The organism is Blautia sp. MSK17_66 (assembly GCF_020538025.1).
In the GTDB taxonomy this organism is placed as follows: domain Bacteria; phylum Bacillota; class Clostridia; order Lachnospirales; family Lachnospiraceae; genus Blautia_A.
Window position 1 is genome coordinate 93,881 of the sequence record NZ_JAJBNQ010000010.1, and the last position, 15,621, is coordinate 109,501.

Below are 15,621 nucleotides of genomic sequence, written 5' to 3' on the forward strand. Positions count from 1 at the left end.
AGCCTTGTAAATCAGACATTCTTCAAAAGAGTTCTTATATAATTATTTTTCTATGAATTATACGCATTTGCAAGTCTTTCCCACACAAAAAACAACTTTCATAACCCAAATCAGTATATCGTGGTTCATGTAATACAGGCACTTGTAGATCAATCATTGCCAGTGTTATTTCTATAACATCCTCATCCGTCCTTGTTTCAAGAATAATTTGTTTTGTTTCCATTCGTATTTTCATCTCTTTTCTGTAGACCAATTTTGAAAAGTTATCTGGACTTTATCTTATCAAAAAATAAGAGTCCGATTACCATTACCACGGGAAAGATCAGGCCGACCAACATGCCGCTCCTTATATTATCTCCCGCCATCTGGGTTACTCGTCCAACAATACCAGGACCGATGCTTCCTCCCAGATCTCCAGCCATGGCAAGAAGTGCAAACATTGCAGTACCACCTGCCGGAAACTTCTTAGATGAGATACTTAATGTACCCGGCCACATGATTCCAACAGAAAAGCCACACAGGATACATCCTGTAAGTCCGACTACAGGATTTGAAAAGAGTGATGCAAGAACATAACATACTACGCATAACGCACCTGAACCAAGCATGAACTTTGACAGATCTACTTTTTCTCCGTATTTTCCATATAGTATTCTGCTGATTCCCATGGAGACAGCAAATAAACATGGTCCCAGAAGATCTCCCATTGTTTTACTTAAGCCAAGCGCTGCCTCAGCATATGCAGAGGCCCATTGTGCCATAGATAATTCAGAAGCACCTGAACATACCATCAAAATAATAGCAATCCAGAATAATGGTATTTTAAAAAGTGCTGATATGCTCATTCCCTCGTTCTCATCTACAAGATATTCAATAGGACAGGTTGCAAAATTATAGATATTTACTGTCGGAATCAGGGCTAACAGAACTGCCAGCCATTTCCAGCTGTCGATTCCAAATACTGCAAAGAAAATTGTTGAAACAAGAATTGTTCCTACTGCTCCCCAGCAATAAAAAGAATGAAGCAAGCTCATAGTTGCTTCTTTATTGTCAAATGGACATGCCTCAATGATCGGGCTGCAAAGCACTTCAATAAGCCCGCTGCCTATTGCATATATAATTACACTTATTATAATTCCCGCAAAAGGATTCGGGAGAATTCCCGGAAGAAAAGCCAGTCCTATAAGCCCCAGGGCCGAGCAGGCTTCCGAAGCTACAATGCAGATTCTGTACCCTATTTTATCAACAAATTTGGCACAAAATAAATCAACTATAAGCTGGGTAAAGAAAAAACAGGTGGAAATAAGTGCAATATTTCCAAGTGTAATATTGTATTCCGCATGAAACTTCAAATATAAAAGCGGTGCGAAATTAGCAGCGATCGCCTGTGTTATAAATCCAAGATAACAGGCCAATTTGGTTTTTTTATAATTCTTCATGTAAGATGCTCCTTGAATAATATTTGTTTGTATTATATAATATGTAGATACTAATTTCATTGTAATTTTTTCATATTTTATTGTAATATATCGCATTGTTCAATTATATGAGGTATTAATAGCCATGAGTTTTCAAAATCAATTCACCAAAATAACAACGGATGCCAACTTAATGGAAACCGTCCATCATGGAAGCGCCGAGTATCCTTTTCGCTACTATTATGAAAATATAGCTCTGTTTGATTTTAAGTGCATCGACTGGCACTGGCACAGTGAGCTGGAATTTATATATATCGAAAGCGGAAATGTGGTTTTTGATATTGGTACGGTTCACTTTGAACTTAATGAGGGTAACGGCATAATGATCAATTCCAAAATTCTCCATCGATTACAGTCCTCAAGCGATGCCATCATTCCCAATTTTCTGTTTCAGCCTTCATTTATTGCACCACAGGACAGTCTCATTTATAAAAAATATATCAATCCTGTAATTTCATCTTCTCTTGAATATCTCGTTTTTCAACCAGATATTCCCTGGCAGAAAAAAGTTCTTGAAATCATAAAAACAATAATTGCAGTACAGGAAACAGAATTTAACCGTGAGATTATTGTATCTATGTCAGTTCAGCAACTCTGGATATTACTTTTAGAAAATCTGACTTTTGATCAATTTGAAAACATGGGCGCTGTAATTTCCAGAACACGGCTTCAGCTGATGATGCAATACGTTCATGCACATTATTCGGAAAATATAACACTTGAGGATATTGCCAGAACTGCAAATATCAGCAAGAGTACTGCCCTTCATCTTTTTCAGAATAACCTTAAACTGACACCGGTTAAGTATCTTATCAACTATCGCCTTAAACAAGCAGCACTTCTTCTGATAAATACAGAAGAAAAAATAGCCACAATCTCTAATAACACCGGATTTAACAACGTGGATCATTTTTGCCGAACGTTCAAGAAAGCATATAAGATGACTCCCACTGACTATCGAAATAAAGAAAGAGCACCAGTTTCCTGATGCTCTTTGTTCTTCATTATTCTTTTGAATGAAGTGCTGCAAAATCGCCATTATAAAGACGACTGTTTTTATACTTATAAAATGGTGCATGGAAAAAATGAACTTTTTCAACTTTTGCCTGCAATTCGCCAGATAATATCATTTCCCCACACATCAGTGTTTCTTCTGCTTTTTCAATTGGAATCAGACAATGCCCGCCACCACAGACATCAAACGAATCTTTTCTTGCAAAAATTCTTTTTCCGGCCTCATGCCATTCCTTCAATAAAGCCTCACGATCGCTGGCAGGAGCGCAGATCAGTTCCAGATCATTTACATTATCACCAGAAAACAGAACTCTGTCTTCTTCATCCAGAATACATACAGATCCAGCTGTATGTCCTGTCATCTCATATACAACCAGCTTTTTATCTCCAAGGTCAAAAATGTCCCCATCTTTCATAAAATGAAATACTGGCTTCTGATCATTTCTTAGTTTTTCAGAAATACTCGGGCTACCAGGCGCCATAGCACCGGCACTTTCCATATTCTTTAAAAACATTATCCAGGAACTGTCCTGTGTCACTACACGAAATACAGGAATAATCGTCAATACCGTTATAGAATACATAAATAAAAACTATGAAAAACAAATTGGATTAAATGATGCCGCAGAATTTATAAATCGCAATAGCTCCTACATTTCCCGGTTGCTAAAGAAAGAACTCTCAATGGGTTTTTCACAGCTTCTCACAGAACGTCGAATGGAAGCCGCTAAGGATCTTCTTGCCCATACTACTATGAAAGTATCTGACATTTCAGAAAAAGTAGGCTATACTTCTACCAAGTATTTTAACCAGGTTTTTTATACTAATTTTCAAATGGCACCTACTGATTATCGTTTTATCATGAAACAGTTATAGATTGTGCAGAATTATTCCAACTGCTTTCTGACTTTTTTATAAAAAATCAGCGTCAGTACTGTAGCGGCAATCCAGCCAAACGGCCATGCCATCCAGATTCCGGTGCTTCCATAATTTTTGCTGAACATCAATGCAAATAAAATTCTGATGATCAGATCAGGTACTGTCGCAGCTACAAAATACATCATTGCGCCGGCACCTCTGATAATTCCATCTGTCATCAGTTTTACCACGATCATAAGATACCAGGGTGCAACAATCCGAAGAAATTCCATTCCAGCTCTGATCGCCTCTTCACTTTCTGCATTTAGAAACAGCCCCATCATTTGTCTGCTGAAACCAACATACAGAACAACAAACGGTACAGCTGCCACCGCTGAAAGTTTCAAACCAGTCCGAAATCCCAACGGTATCCTTTCTGCTTTACCAGCACCAATATTCTGGGCGGTATAGCTTGAAAGGCACGATCCCAGCGTCATAAAAATATTTATGGCAAAAGTATTCAGCTTAATAGCACCTGAATATCCTGCAACAACTGCCGATCCATAGCGATTTACAATATCCTGAATAAAAAGATTTCCGACACTCAGGACACTCTGCTGCATGATACTTGGTACTGCGATTGCAAATATCTGTTTAAAATATTGGCTGTCAAAAAAAGGCTGTTTTTCTTCTCCCGCAAAAGCCTTAATTCTGGAAAACAATGTAAGCAGTGCAAGCACCGCTGAAATTCCCTGTGCAATAAAAGTGGCCCATGCAACACCTGCAACGCCCCAGTGAAACTGAGCTACAAATATCAGATCCAGGACAATATTACCGGCAGATGATCCCAACAGAAAATACAATGGTGTTTTGGAATCTCCCAATGCTGTAAACACACCAGTACATACATTATAAAGCATCAGGAAAATCAGTCCGAATACATAGATTTTCAGATATAGAACTCCATCTGCCATAATGTTCTGCGGAGTATGTATCCATTCCATCATATTTCTACAGAAAAAATATCCCCAGACAGTAAGTACTGCTGCAAGTCCCAGTGACGAAGCAAATGCCGTCGTTACCGCACGCTTCACACCTTTTCGATCACCTGCACCAAATAATCTGGATACTATTACCGATGCGCCAAGGTTCATTCCCACTGCAAAGGCCATAAAAATAACTGTGATCGGATAGGATGCTCCTACTGCCGCCAGTGCATCCTCCCCGGCAAATTTTCCTGCGATCATACTGTCCGCAATATTGTATATCTGCTGAAACATCACGCTGAACATCATTGGAAGCCAGAATTTCCATAATGTTCGGTCAGGATGCTCTTTTGTAAAATCTGTGATCATTATTTTATATCTCCCCTCATCCCTTCAAAGTACAGAATCTGTTTGTATTGATAAAGTCAATGTATCAAATCCCCCAAAATTAATTAAGTGTCCTCTAGCTATTTTACCAAAAATGAAATGCCCCACTGGTTTTCCAATGAGGCATCCTTGACCTTATAAATATGCTGAATTTTCAGTCTTCAACTTTTGAGAACTGATCCTTTCCAACAGAGCATAATGGACATTCGAAATCATCCGGAACATCTTCCCATTTTGTTCCTGGTGCAATACCACCTTCCGGATATCCTTCTTCTTCATCATATTCCCAACCACAAACATCGCATACATATTTCATTATAAGTTCCTCCTTTACTATCTTTGCAAAATTTATACATAGAATATTTGTAATTTCTGTCTTCTATAGCTGACGCTAGTTTTGCTTTTGTTATAAGTTATTGTCTGATAAGATTATATATCTATTTGAAATAGATGTCAATATAATATTAGTAATTATTACTATTTTATTTGTTTCATAACTTGCTTATTGCCTGGAGTTATTCATTTTTTTCTATACGCAAAGAATTCAGCGCACTTTTTATTTTTCAAACTGATCCAGATATTCTGCTGCCGATCTGCTCATTTCTTTTGAAAAGTCTGAATTATACTTGCGTTTGCAGAATGCACTGCACCATTCCTCATAGGTATGATTTTTATGCTTATACGCAAACATTTCCCTCAGTTCATCTCCATCCATACTGCGGTATCCGTTTTCGTGCACGATATGTTTCCGCTCGCATCGTTCCGGCTTCTGCCGCCGTACCTGCTGCTCAGTCGGCCAGCCAAATACCAGCATGACTGCCGGAAATACATATCCGGGAAGCTGCAAAAGTCTCCTCTGTTCTTCGTAATTTTCCATAATATCACCGATATAACAAGAACCAATCCCGAGACTTTCTGCCGCCACCACAGCATTCTGTGCTGCAATGGCAGTATCCGTCACTGCAAGCATCAGATCACCCACACCTGGCTTTCTCGGTTCACAGCCGGCTTCCCGATAAGCATCATACCATTTCTTACAATCTGCACAAAATACCAGAACCATCTGTGCGTTTGCAATAAACGGCTGATGATCACAGCTTTCTGCCAGTGCTTCTTTTAACTCCTGATCTGTAATATCCAGAATTGTATATAACTGCTGACATCCTGCTGTCGGAGCCTGCATTGCAGCTTCCAGGATCATATCCTTCATTTCTTCCGGAATCGCTCTGTCTTCATATACCCTCACTGACTTTCTGCGATATAAACTCTCTATAATTTCATTCATTTCAGATTTTTTCTCCTTTACATGCTTCTTTATCAGCATTCCACTGCCACTTTGATCACACCATCTCTCTTATTTTCAAAAAGATCATATCCCTCTTCAATTCTGCTGAGTGGATAGGTATGTGTGATCAGTGGTTCTGTATTGATTCTGCCTTCTGCGATCAGCTTTAATGTTTCTTCGCAGTCGCAGCCATCCACGCCGCCTGTTTTGAATGTAAGATTCTTGCCATACATTTCCGGAAGAGGTAAGGTCTGTGCTTTATCATAAAGTGCAACCACTGTTACGACCGCATTTGGTCTTGCACATTCCCAGGCCAGACGAAATGTGGATTCTGCACCCGCAACTTCAAGAACCACATCTGCTCCTCCATGATCACTGTTATCCCGAACAAACTCCTCGCATTTTTCCGGAGAAACTGTAAGAATCTCCGGATAATGTTCCCTAATAAAACAGATACGGTTTTCATCCTTTTCACATACAATAATACGCTTCGGATTCTTCAGCATAGCACAAAGCAAGGTACAGATACCTGTAGGACCTGCACCGATAACCAGTACCGTATCTTCCTCTGTGATCTCAGAAATACGTGCAGCCCAGTAGCCGGTAGCGAGAACATCCCCTACCAGCAACGCCTGTCTGTCCGTAACCTCTTCCGGGATCTTATTCAGCCCCTGATCTGCAAAAGGCACTCGCACATATTCCGCCTGTCCCCCATCAATACGACAGCCCAGCGCCCAGCCACCATTCTTATCTGTGCAGTTATTTACATAGCCTTTTTTACAGAAAAAACATTCTCCACAAAAAGTTTCTACATTTACCGTCACTCGATCTCCCGGTTTTACTTTAGTTACAGCACTGCCAACTGACTCCACGATTCCTACCATCTCATGTCCAACTGTTATACCCGGAACCGCACGAGGAACACTCCCATGTTTGATGTGCAGATCACTTGAGCAGATACTGGCAAGTGTTACTTTTACGATTGCATCTCTTTCATGCATAAGCACTGGTTTTGGTTTTTCTCTTAATTCAAATTTTCCTTCTGAAACATATGTGTAAGCCTGCATTATTTCCCCCATCTCTTTCTCCATCATTTTTATTTTAATTGTACCAGAAAACACATAAACTTTGTATATTTTCATTTTTTTACCCAAAGAAAAAAGATGGCTAATGATAACCATCTTTTTCTTATTATATATTTGATTTTTCTTTTAGATCTGATACCACTTAATTTCATTTGCTTCCAGATGAAGTTCAAAACTACTTCCGTCGCCTCTGTAAACAGTCGTATCCTGTGGCTCATAAGTATTATTAACCACACAGTACTTACCATTCTTCACATAAGCATGTACTTCCACATTATAGTTCGTGGAGTACCAGCAATGAAGTTCTTTCTCAGCAGACGCAGACCAGAGAACCGCACGATAGAGTACACGGCTGTTTTTGAAACTGTATGGAAGGCCGCTGATATATACGCCTCTTCCTTTTCCAAAACTCTTCACAGCCATCTGCACTTCCTGATCTTTCTGGATCAGAATGTCTGTTTCCGGCAATGCATAGATGTTCTTCTTGCCTTCGCCGAAGTCAACATCTCCGTCAGTATCCTGCAGGATAAAATGCTCTCTGTGTTCTTCCCAGTTATATTTATCCGTATTAAGATTAAATCCTCGCTCTTCTTCCACACCAAGGATATCATCCAACTGGAAGAATTTACCCTGCCACTGATGAGCTGCCGGTTCACCTACTCCAATAAAACCTCCGCCATTATATACAAATTCTCTGACCGCAGTGATGACCGTTTCATCGATCCAGTTTTCACCACCTGACTGTGCGGTATCTGCATCTCCGACATTGATGATAACATCAAAATTCTTCAGCAGATCTCTGTTCTCACGGATATCATCAAAGTTGATAAAGGATACTTCAAACGGTGCCCCGCTCAATGCTTCTATAATTCCGAAATAAGAATAATTCTGCTTATAATAGATCGCATGATGCACCATATGATTTCCCCAAGAGCGCATTTTTCCCCAGCAGTTCAAAACCGCTACTCTCTTCACGCAATAAGGAGTTGTTCCCTGAATGTTGTCATATAAGGTACGGAATTCATCACAAACTTCCTTGATATACTGTACAAAATCCGGAAATTCCAGTGCGAGCTTCAGATATCCACCGTAGCCGATTCTCTGGATCGGGCTTCTCAGAATTGCTCTTCTTGCGGTTACCCAGTTTACTTTTGCCTCTTTTACAGGATCTCCCCCTTCATGGAAAGTATCCGGGAAGAAATACGGAAGAAATCTTCCTTCTGTATATTTCACATTCTTAATATCGCTGAACAGACGTAAGGTTGCACCGTTTCCAACACTTCCTACTACTGCATCCAGTCCGATAGATGCAAATTCATCCATGAAAGGTTCCATACCGATCCAATGATCTCCCATGAACATCATTGCTTCTTTTCCGTACTCGTGAACAATGTCTACCATTTCTTTGGCAAGCTTCGCTACTTCCCGTCTCTGGAATGCCTGGAAATCTTTGAATTCTGCTGATGGAATTCTGTATGTGTTGTTCATATATCCCTGATCAATGATATATTCCGGTCTGAAAGGATAACCCACTTCTTTCTCAAACTGCTCCAGGATATATGGGCTTACAGATGCAGAATATCCAAACCAGTCTACATATTTTTCTCTTGCCAGTTCATCAAATATAAGGGTAAACTGATGGAAAAAAGTAGTAAATCGTACGACATCTACATACTCATGTGTGTCCAGAAATCTGCGCAGACGCTCCATAGAATATGCTCTTGTTTTCGGCTGACGCACATCAAATGTGATCTGTGGTTCCACATCCTTCCATTCATTTACTACTGCATTGTACATATGTACCGGATCCCACATAATATATGCCAGGAAACTTACCGTATATTCATGAAATGGCTTTGCAGCTCTGAGTACTACATTACCTGTTTCTTCGACATAGCTCCACTGAGTTGTCGGCACTGCTTCTCCGGTGGTTCGATCCATAACTTCCCACCATCTGTAAATATCGTCTCTCGTATTTACTGCCAGCATATCCGGATACAGATGATCCATCAGATGGATCTCCAGTTTATCCGATGTAGCTGTATGGAAAGATGTCATGATATACATCTGCTGGATTTCCTCCGGATTTGCCTTTGCCCAGGCATTATCCTTACGGGTTGTATAATAAGTTGCATATATCTTGGCACCAGTTTCTTTTAATTCCTGTGGAAACTCTGTTCCATCACAGTCGCGGATCGCGTCCGCTCCCCACTCATCGAGCATTTCCAGTGTCTGCGGTACTACATCTAAATTAGTTGGTATTGTTACACGACCTTTTTTCATTTTATCTCCTCCTGGAAAATTAAGTAGAACTTTCTGTTTCTTTTCACTGTTTATAGAATACGTTCTTTACCTTCCTTTTTCAATTCACTTTTTGCTTTGTTTTTTAGAAATCTTGCTCTTCGAACAAGATTATGATATTATATCCAAAAACGTTATTATTATTTTTATAAGCAATCTATTTTTAGCCATAATAGCCTATTATATTTTTATCTTTTTATATTTTTTGTGCATTTACCTCAATTTTTTCATCTGAACACGAAATATGTTATTATCATTATATTTTTATTTGTATTTTTATTTCGAACAAAATTACTAAATTGTCAACGAGCACAATAAACTGGGAAATCAGCATAAGATTTTTGATGAAAGGAGGAACCTTTTATGAGCTCACACTCTCTTCGTTTCAGCCCTGAGGATACCGATTCACAGGATGTCACACTTCTGAATGCATCTTCTTCCCGCTACGAAGGTGACTGGCCAAGCATTCCCCATTCTCATGCATTTACTGAATTGTTTTATGTACGAGATGGACGAGGTGAATTTCTGCTTGAGGACAAGATCTATCCTATTTCCAAAGATGATCTGATCATTGTCAATCCTCACATCAACCACACGGAGATTTCCAAAGGGACACCGCCTCTCAGCTATTTCACCGTAGGAGTAGAAGGGGTATGCTTCTCTTTTAATGATCAGAAAGAATATCGCATTTTCAACTGCAGAAAAAAAGAGGCAGATCTGCTTTTTTACTTTAACTCCCTGTTTCAGGAACTGGATAAGCAGTCCGAAGGATACGAAAAAATCTGCAACTACCTGCTGCACATTCTGATTCTGCAGCTTCAGCGAATTACAGATTCTCCTTTTGAACTGATCACCGCACAACACCCCAGTAAGGAATGTGCTTATATCAAACGTTATCTTGATTCTAATTATAGTGAGAATATTAACCTTGATCATCTGTCTGCACTCAGTCATCTGAACAAGTACTATCTAAGTCATGAATTCACAAAATATTACGGAATCTCTCCCATAAATTATCTGAGTCGAAAACGAATTGACGTGTGTAAAGAACTCCTGGAAAATACCGATTACGGAATTTCAGACATTGCACATCTTGTAGGATTCTCTTCCCAGAGTTATCTGTCCCAGAGTTTTCGTAAATCCTGCGGCATGACTGCCGGAACTTACCGCAAGCTTAAGAAAAAAAGAAAGGAATAGATTTAATCTGCCTTCATCAGAACATTGTAGACTAATTTCTAAAGCAAAAAAATATCCGGTTCATAACGTATATGTTCTGCACCGGATATTTTAATTATGACTCTTAATTTACTTTGTATATACTGTTTTGCCTCTGGCTATTACCTCAACAAGCTGCAGGCTCTGGTCCAGAATACACAGATCCGCATCGTATCCTTCCTCAATTTTACCTTTGCCATTGAGATGAAGGATTTCTGCCGGATTTGATGTGATCGTGGAAAGTGCGATTTCCAGTGGGATTTCTGCCTTAAATACACATTCTTTTACTTCCTTCAGAAGACAGCTGGATTGACCCACTCCCATTCCAAGGAATTCTCCATCTTTACTGTACATTGGCAGACTTCCCTGTCCATCAGAAGAAATCGTCATTCGTTTTGGATCAACGCCGGCCTCCAGCATACGCTTCATGCCCTTGCATACACGCACCTCATCACAGATTGTCTCCCAGTAATCAATATCCTCGTTCCCGGTAAAGTCGACTGCTCCACCCTTCAACGCATACTCGATTGCCTTACAGAAAAGCATTTCATTTCGATTGATATGTGTCGGAAGAAACTGGGATGCCGGTATTTCTGTCTCATCGATCACACGATCAATAAGATCCATACATCTCCTGCTGTCACCGAGATGAACATTTACTATACCGGCTTTCCCGGAAAGGACACCACCAAGCCGCGTATCTGCAACTACACGTGTAAATTCCTCAAATGTCGGCTGTGAAGAACGATGATCCGAAATAGCGATTTCTCCTGTTCCGATGATTTCCTGGATCATCATGATATCCTTCGTTATGCTGTCTGTCAGTGTGTGAACCGGAATCTGATAGCTTCCTGTATAGCAGTAAGCTGACATTCCCTGTTCATTCAATCCCTTTGTCTTTGCGACAAGAGCACACATATCCCGGCCGATTCCATCTGTACCCAGACAACCAACAACTGTTGTTACGCCAAATTTCGTAAGCCCTTCAAGAGTTGCTTCCGGAGTACGATTTGCGAATCCACCTTCTCCACCACCTCCAAGTACATGAACGTGACTGTCAATAAAACCTGGTGTCAAAAGCAGATTACTTCCGTCGATCACCTCTGCGTCAGCAAGAAATCCCTCTGCCAGTATCGTACCTGCATCTGCAATTTTTACGATTTTGTCATTGATCACAAGTACATCCTTTGTTCCCAGATGCTGCGGAGCATATACATCAATATTCTGAATTAGTTTCATCATAATCTCACTCTCAATTAAAATCCGATTGCAACGGCAATCAGTATTGTTATAACAGCACCGATCATCAATACACCAAGGAATTTCCACATAAATTTGATCCAGTTGGACCATTCAATCTTTGCAATTGCCAGGGAACCGATCAGACATCCTGATGTCGGAACGATCAGGTTTGTAAATGCATCACCGAGCTGGAACGCAAGTACGGAAGTCTGACGTGTAACGCCTAACAGGTCAGACAGCGGTGCCATGATCGGCATTGTGATAGCAGCCTGTCCTGTTCCGGAAACAACGAAGAAGTTAAATACAGACTGGAACAGATACATAAGTACTGCTGCAACTGCTCCGGAAACACCTGCCAGTGCATTGGAAATATTATACATGATCGTATTGATAACAGTTGGTGTTGTCGGATCAGAACCACCGAGAACCTGCATGATACCCTGTGCCATAGCAACAACAAGAGCCGCACCGATCAGGTCTTTGGCACCGTCCTTAAAGGAACTTGCAATGTCATTCATCCTCATGTCATTTAATTTAAAGATGACTCCGATCACACCGGAAACGATTCCCATAATAAAGAACTGTGTGGCAATTTCAGGCATATAATAACCCTGGGTCATAACGCCCCAGATTACCCAGATTACCGTAGCAGCCAGTGTCAGAAGAACCAGGATATGTCCGATACCAAAAGAATGGCCCTCATCAATACCAGTTTTTTCGTTCTGATCACGGAAGTACTGATCAGATTCATACGCAACAGAAATTTTCGGATTCTTTTTTACTTTGGCTGCATAAAAGATTGTCATTCCGCATCCAAGTCCTGTGAAAACAACCCACATCACCATACGGAAGCCTGCGCCGGAAAATACATCGATACCAGCAATACCCTGTGCAATACCTACAGAAAATGGATTCATCCAGGATGAACCGAAACCGATCTGTGTTGCAACGTAAGTAACCAGTACTGCAATTACTGTATCATATCCGACTGCGACAAACAACGGACAAAGAATCATAGTAAATGGAAGAGCCTCTTCGCCCATTCCAAAAACAGCACCGCCAAGAGAAAACAGTACAAAAAGTACTGGAATCAGCAGTTTTTCTGCTCCCTTTGCCTTACGTATCAGTCCGATCAGACCTGCTTCGATCGCACCTGTACGGATCATAATACCAAACGCACCACCAACAATCATAAGAAATGCAATGATCTCAATAGCAGAACTGTTTACAATTCCATTGTACATGTAATTGAAAAATCCTGTTCCGCCATCTCCACTGAAAAGCGCAACACCCTCAGTCACTACATTTCCCGCATCATCCTTCAGATACTGAAAACTTCCGTCTTTGATTACGGTACGGGTCTTCTCAACCCCGTTGATCATGTACGAAACATCCTGTGTTTCGTAGTAGCCCTTCGGCACAAGGAATGTCATAACTGCCGCGATAACAACTACAAAAAAGATAATAATGTAGGTATCCGGAACCTGAAATCCCTTGTTGAATGATTTCAAACCTTCTCCTTGTTTTTTACTCATACTCGAGTTTCCCTCCACTCTTTTTTAATATACATTGACAGTCTAACATAAAACCCTGAAAAAGTAACCCAAAAATTAACATGAGAGAGACTTCTTGAGGTTTATCCACAAATTGCCTTATAAAATCATTCTGACCATAAAGTTATTCTTTTATCTGCTGATTCTGCCTCTCCAGATATTTCTTCACCACCTCAAATCCACCACTCGGCACGCAGAATTTGTCTCTGTTTTTTCTGCATCCCTCACATGTTTCTTCGAAGTCAAACCATTCCACGGCTTCTACTTCTTCTTTCTGCAAAACCAGCTTGCTGATATCTACTGGCTGATCATAGATATATACAAATGCAATTTCTTCGTCGCGAAACATTTTTCCATGAAATTCTTTTTCGAAGGAGATGGGAAAAGTTCCAGCAAATTCCATCTGGTCCGGTGAAGCCTGGATTCCCAGTTCCTCATGCAGTTCACGGATTGCAGATTCCTGCGGCTCATCACCGACCTGTATATGCCCCGCAGATGAGGTATCAAATTTACCTGGGAAGGAATCTTTATTCATGGAACGTTTCTGAAGCAAAACCTGTGCTCTGCCGTCTTTTTTACGGATGATCCAGATATGGGCCGTTCTGTGTGAAATTCCATCTGTATGGGCTTTTTCGCGGGTTACTGTTTTGCCTGTGGGGTTTCCGTTTTCGTCTATGATATCAAATATTTCCATTATCTTTGCCTTTCTCTGCCTGTTTTCTATGTCTTACTTCGAGTTCATTCTGCATCTGTGCACGGGCTTTTCGTGCAATACCTGAATTGCTGTTCATAATGCTCGCACGGGTGATTTTGTCATTACCGTACTTCTGGCGGATACTGTCCAGTGCTGCATCTAATTTCCTGTGACGTTCTTTATTTTCGGTATTTTCGAACAACGATAGCTGCTCATATTCGTCATCGGAAAGATTCGTCAGTGTTACTCCTATCAGCCTGAGTGGTTCGCCCTTCCAGAACTCTCTGAATAATTTTTTTGCCTGTCTGTAGATTTCATCTGTCACATCGGTTGCATTCTGAAAGGTAGCCTGATGTGATCTCTTTTTGAAGTCCAATGTACGGAAAGTAACAGCTACAGACAGACATTTTTTCTGCTGTCTGCGCATTCTTGTTGTTACAATATCACACTGCTCCAGAAGAATCGGAAACACCTGTTCCAATGAGATAATATCTTCATTGAATGTTGTCTCCGCGCTGAAGCCCTTTGCCTCATCAGCCTGTTCCCTGACCGGTGAATCATCGTTTCCAAGAGCATACTGGTAAAGCTGATGTCCGTTTTTGTTGCCCAATAGTGCCTGAATATCTGCTTCTCGTGCATGTGCCAGATCTCCGATCGTGCGGATTCCGACTTCGTTCAGTTTCTTCTCTGAAGCCTTTCCAAGAAAAAGCAGGTTTCTTACCGGAAGCGGCCACATCTTGGACTCAATTTCCTCCGGAAATAAAGTATGGACCCTGTCTGGCTTTTCAAAATCAGATGCCATTTTGGCCAGTAATTTATTTGTGGAAATTCCCACATTTACAGTAAATCCCAGTTCTCTGTGTATCCTGTCTTTGATTTCATGAGCAGCCGCGATCGGATCCGGATAAAGCAATGACATTCCTGTCATATCCAGAAAAACCTCATCAATAGAAAATGATTCCATGATTGGTGTGTAAGATGCACAGATTTCTTTGAAAGCTCTGGAGCATTTTACATAGAGTTCAAAATCGCTCTGCACGATCACAAGCTCCGGACACTTGCGGAGGGCCATTGCCATCGGCTCTCCCGTCTGAATTCCATATTTCTTTGCCGGAATTGATTTCGCCACTACGATTCCTGTCCGTTTCTTTGGATCGCCGCCGATGCAAGCCGGAATATCCCTCAGATCCGGCAAACCTTCTTTTACTCTCCGCGCAGATTCCCATGAAAGGAATGCACTGTTTACATCTATATGAAAAATCAAACGACTCATATTTCATCTTCCTTTCAGTATTCTGAATATGTCTCTCTTAATTATATCATCTTATCATCAGACAATCTGCTTATTTTATATTTCTTATTCTTTTTTCTGATATTTTGTCCTGAGCAGCCATTTCTGGTCGATCACTTTGAGTTCTTCTCCAAAACAGATATGAAGACTTACAGAACCTGTTCCCTGTTCAAAATCTCCTTTTTCTTTATATCCTCTTCCACATAATCCTTTATTGTATTTTCCAGTTTTT

Annotated in this window: 15 protein-coding genes; 3 read left to right on the forward strand and 12 right to left on the reverse strand. The window is 40.6% G+C overall.

All coding sequences use genetic code 11. From position 1 onward, the window contains the following. Window positions 1–34: 34 nt before the first annotated feature. Both LIR34_RS07120 and LIR34_RS07125 read right to left on the reverse strand, forming a co-directional pair. Complete coding sequence (locus LIR34_RS07120; protein WP_044925941.1) at window positions 35–223, reverse strand: hypothetical protein; 189 nt, start codon at window positions 221–223, stop codon at window positions 35–37. 40 nt (window positions 224–263) lie between these two features. After that, entirely contained in the window at window positions 264–1,439 is a 1,176-nt protein-coding gene (locus LIR34_RS07125; RefSeq protein WP_161284241.1) for an MFS transporter, read from the reverse strand. A 124-nt stretch (window positions 1,440–1,563) separates the two neighbouring features. Between LIR34_RS07125 and LIR34_RS07130 the strand changes: the two genes are divergently transcribed. Next, a complete protein-coding gene (locus tag LIR34_RS07130) occupies window positions 1,564–2,466 on the forward strand; it encodes a helix-turn-helix transcriptional regulator (protein WP_173902501.1) in 903 nt (300 codons plus the stop codon). 16 nt (window positions 2,467–2,482) lie between these two features. Here LIR34_RS07130 and LIR34_RS07135 read toward each other — a convergent pair whose 3' ends face one another. Next, on the reverse strand, window positions 2,483–3,076 hold the full coding sequence (locus LIR34_RS07135) for an MBL fold metallo-hydrolase (RefSeq protein ID WP_173902500.1): 594 nt from the start codon (window positions 3,074–3,076) through the stop codon (window positions 2,483–2,485). A 49-nt stretch (window positions 3,077–3,125) separates the two neighbouring features. On the opposite strand from LIR34_RS07135, the gene LIR34_RS07140 reads away from it, so the two are divergent. Further along, window positions 3,126–3,368, forward strand: a complete 243-nt coding sequence (locus LIR34_RS07140; protein WP_265107715.1) for a helix-turn-helix transcriptional regulator — start codon at window positions 3,126–3,128, stop codon at window positions 3,366–3,368. Window positions 3,369–3,379: 11 nt separating this feature from the next. Here the strand turns inward: LIR34_RS07140 and LIR34_RS07145 are convergent, their stop codons facing one another. The 5 genes from LIR34_RS07145 to gnpA all read right to left on the reverse strand — a co-directional run bounded on the left by LIR34_RS07145 (window position 3,380) and on the right by gnpA (window position 9,376). Further along, window positions 3,380–4,705, reverse strand: a complete 1,326-nt coding sequence (locus tag LIR34_RS07145) for an MATE family efflux transporter (protein ID WP_173902498.1) — start codon at window positions 4,703–4,705, stop codon at window positions 3,380–3,382. Window positions 4,706–4,877: 172 nt separating this feature from the next. Further along, on the reverse strand, window positions 4,878–5,039 hold the full coding sequence (locus tag LIR34_RS07150; RefSeq protein ID WP_161284236.1) for a rubredoxin: 162 nt from the start codon (window positions 5,037–5,039) through the stop codon (window positions 4,878–4,880). Between the two features lie 240 nt (window positions 5,040–5,279). Then, a complete protein-coding gene (locus LIR34_RS07155; protein ID WP_173902497.1) occupies window positions 5,280–6,008 on the reverse strand; it encodes a nitroreductase family protein in 729 nt (242 codons plus the stop codon). 32 nt (window positions 6,009–6,040) lie between these two features. Then, window positions 6,041–7,075 (reverse strand): alcohol dehydrogenase, encoded by a 1,035-nt coding sequence (locus LIR34_RS07160; protein ID WP_161284289.1) that lies wholly within the window; start codon window positions 7,073–7,075, stop codon window positions 6,041–6,043. A 144-nt stretch (window positions 7,076–7,219) separates the two neighbouring features. Beyond that, the gene (gnpA, locus tag LIR34_RS07165; RefSeq protein WP_161284232.1) at window positions 7,220–9,376 is read right to left on the reverse strand and encodes a 1,3-beta-galactosyl-N-acetylhexosamine phosphorylase; all 2,157 of its coding nucleotides are present in this window, start codon (window positions 9,374–9,376) and stop codon (window positions 7,220–7,222) included. A gap of 381 nt (window positions 9,377–9,757) precedes the next feature. On the opposite strand from gnpA, the gene LIR34_RS07170 reads away from it, so the two are divergent. After that, window positions 9,758–10,591 carry an AraC family transcriptional regulator gene (locus LIR34_RS07170; RefSeq protein ID WP_161284231.1) on the forward strand — a complete coding sequence of 278 codons (834 nt, stop codon included), beginning with the start codon at window positions 9,758–9,760 and terminating at the stop codon, window positions 10,589–10,591. Between the two features lie 108 nt (window positions 10,592–10,699). Here LIR34_RS07170 and iadA read toward each other — a convergent pair whose 3' ends face one another. The 4 genes from iadA to LIR34_RS07190 all read right to left on the reverse strand — a co-directional run bounded on the left by iadA (window position 10,700) and on the right by LIR34_RS07190 (window position 15,371). Further along, window positions 10,700–11,848 (reverse strand): beta-aspartyl-peptidase, encoded by a 1,149-nt coding sequence (gene iadA, locus LIR34_RS07175; protein ID WP_161284287.1) that lies wholly within the window; start codon window positions 11,846–11,848, stop codon window positions 10,700–10,702. Between the two features lie 17 nt (window positions 11,849–11,865). Further along, entirely contained in the window at window positions 11,866–13,386 is a 1,521-nt protein-coding gene (yfcC, locus tag LIR34_RS07180) for a putative basic amino acid antiporter YfcC (protein ID WP_161284228.1), read from the reverse strand. Window positions 13,387–13,528: 142 nt separating this feature from the next. After that, window positions 13,529–14,098: an NUDIX hydrolase gene (locus LIR34_RS07185; RefSeq protein WP_173902496.1), complete on the reverse strand. Its 570-nt coding sequence runs from the start codon at window positions 14,096–14,098 to the stop codon at window positions 13,529–13,531. Continuing rightward, complete coding sequence (locus LIR34_RS07190; RefSeq protein WP_173902495.1) at window positions 14,085–15,371, reverse strand: DNA polymerase Y family protein; 1,287 nt, start codon at window positions 15,369–15,371, stop codon at window positions 14,085–14,087. The genes LIR34_RS07185 and LIR34_RS07190 overlap by 14 nt, the downstream gene beginning before the upstream one ends. Window positions 15,372–15,621: the final 250 nt, after the last annotated feature.

Bases quoted from the DNA above. Each gene is read 5' to 3' on its own strand.
- LIR34_RS07120 (WP_044925941.1), bottom strand. From the start codon at position 223: ATGGAAACAAAACAAATTATTCTTGAAACAAGGACGGATGAGGATGTT.
- LIR34_RS07125 (WP_161284241.1), bottom strand. From the start codon at position 1,439: ATGAAGAATTATAAAAAAACCAAATTGGCCTGTTATCTTGGATTTATA.
- LIR34_RS07130 (WP_173902501.1), top strand. From the start codon at position 1,564: ATGAGTTTTCAAAATCAATTCACCAAAATAACAACGGATGCCAACTTA.
- LIR34_RS07135 (WP_173902500.1), bottom strand. From the start codon at position 3,076: ATGTATTCTATAACGGTATTGACGATTATTCCTGTATTTCGTGTAGTG.
- LIR34_RS07145 (WP_173902498.1), bottom strand. From the start codon at position 4,705: ATGATCACAGATTTTACAAAAGAGCATCCTGACCGAACATTATGGAAA.
- LIR34_RS07150 (WP_161284236.1), bottom strand. From the start codon at position 5,039: ATGAAATATGTATGCGATGTTTGTGGTTGGGAATATGATGAAGAAGAA.
- LIR34_RS07155 (WP_173902497.1), bottom strand. From the start codon at position 6,008: ATGAATGAAATTATAGAGAGTTTATATCGCAGAAAGTCAGTGAGGGTA.
- LIR34_RS07160 (WP_161284289.1), bottom strand. From the start codon at position 7,075: ATGCAGGCTTACACATATGTTTCAGAAGGAAAATTTGAATTAAGAGAA.
- gnpA (WP_161284232.1), bottom strand. From the start codon at position 9,376: ATGAAAAAAGGTCGTGTAACAATACCAACTAATTTAGATGTAGTACCG.
- LIR34_RS07170 (WP_161284231.1), top strand. From the start codon at position 9,758: ATGAGCTCACACTCTCTTCGTTTCAGCCCTGAGGATACCGATTCACAG.
- iadA (WP_161284287.1), bottom strand. From the start codon at position 11,848: ATGAAACTAATTCAGAATATTGATGTATATGCTCCGCAGCATCTGGGA.
- yfcC (WP_161284228.1), bottom strand. From the start codon at position 13,386: ATGAGTAAAAAACAAGGAGAAGGTTTGAAATCATTCAACAAGGGATTT.
- LIR34_RS07185 (WP_173902496.1), bottom strand. From the start codon at position 14,098: ATGGAAATATTTGATATCATAGACGAAAACGGAAACCCCACAGGCAAA.
- LIR34_RS07190 (WP_173902495.1), bottom strand. From the start codon at position 15,371: ATGAGTCGTTTGATTTTTCATATAGATGTAAACAGTGCATTCCTTTCA.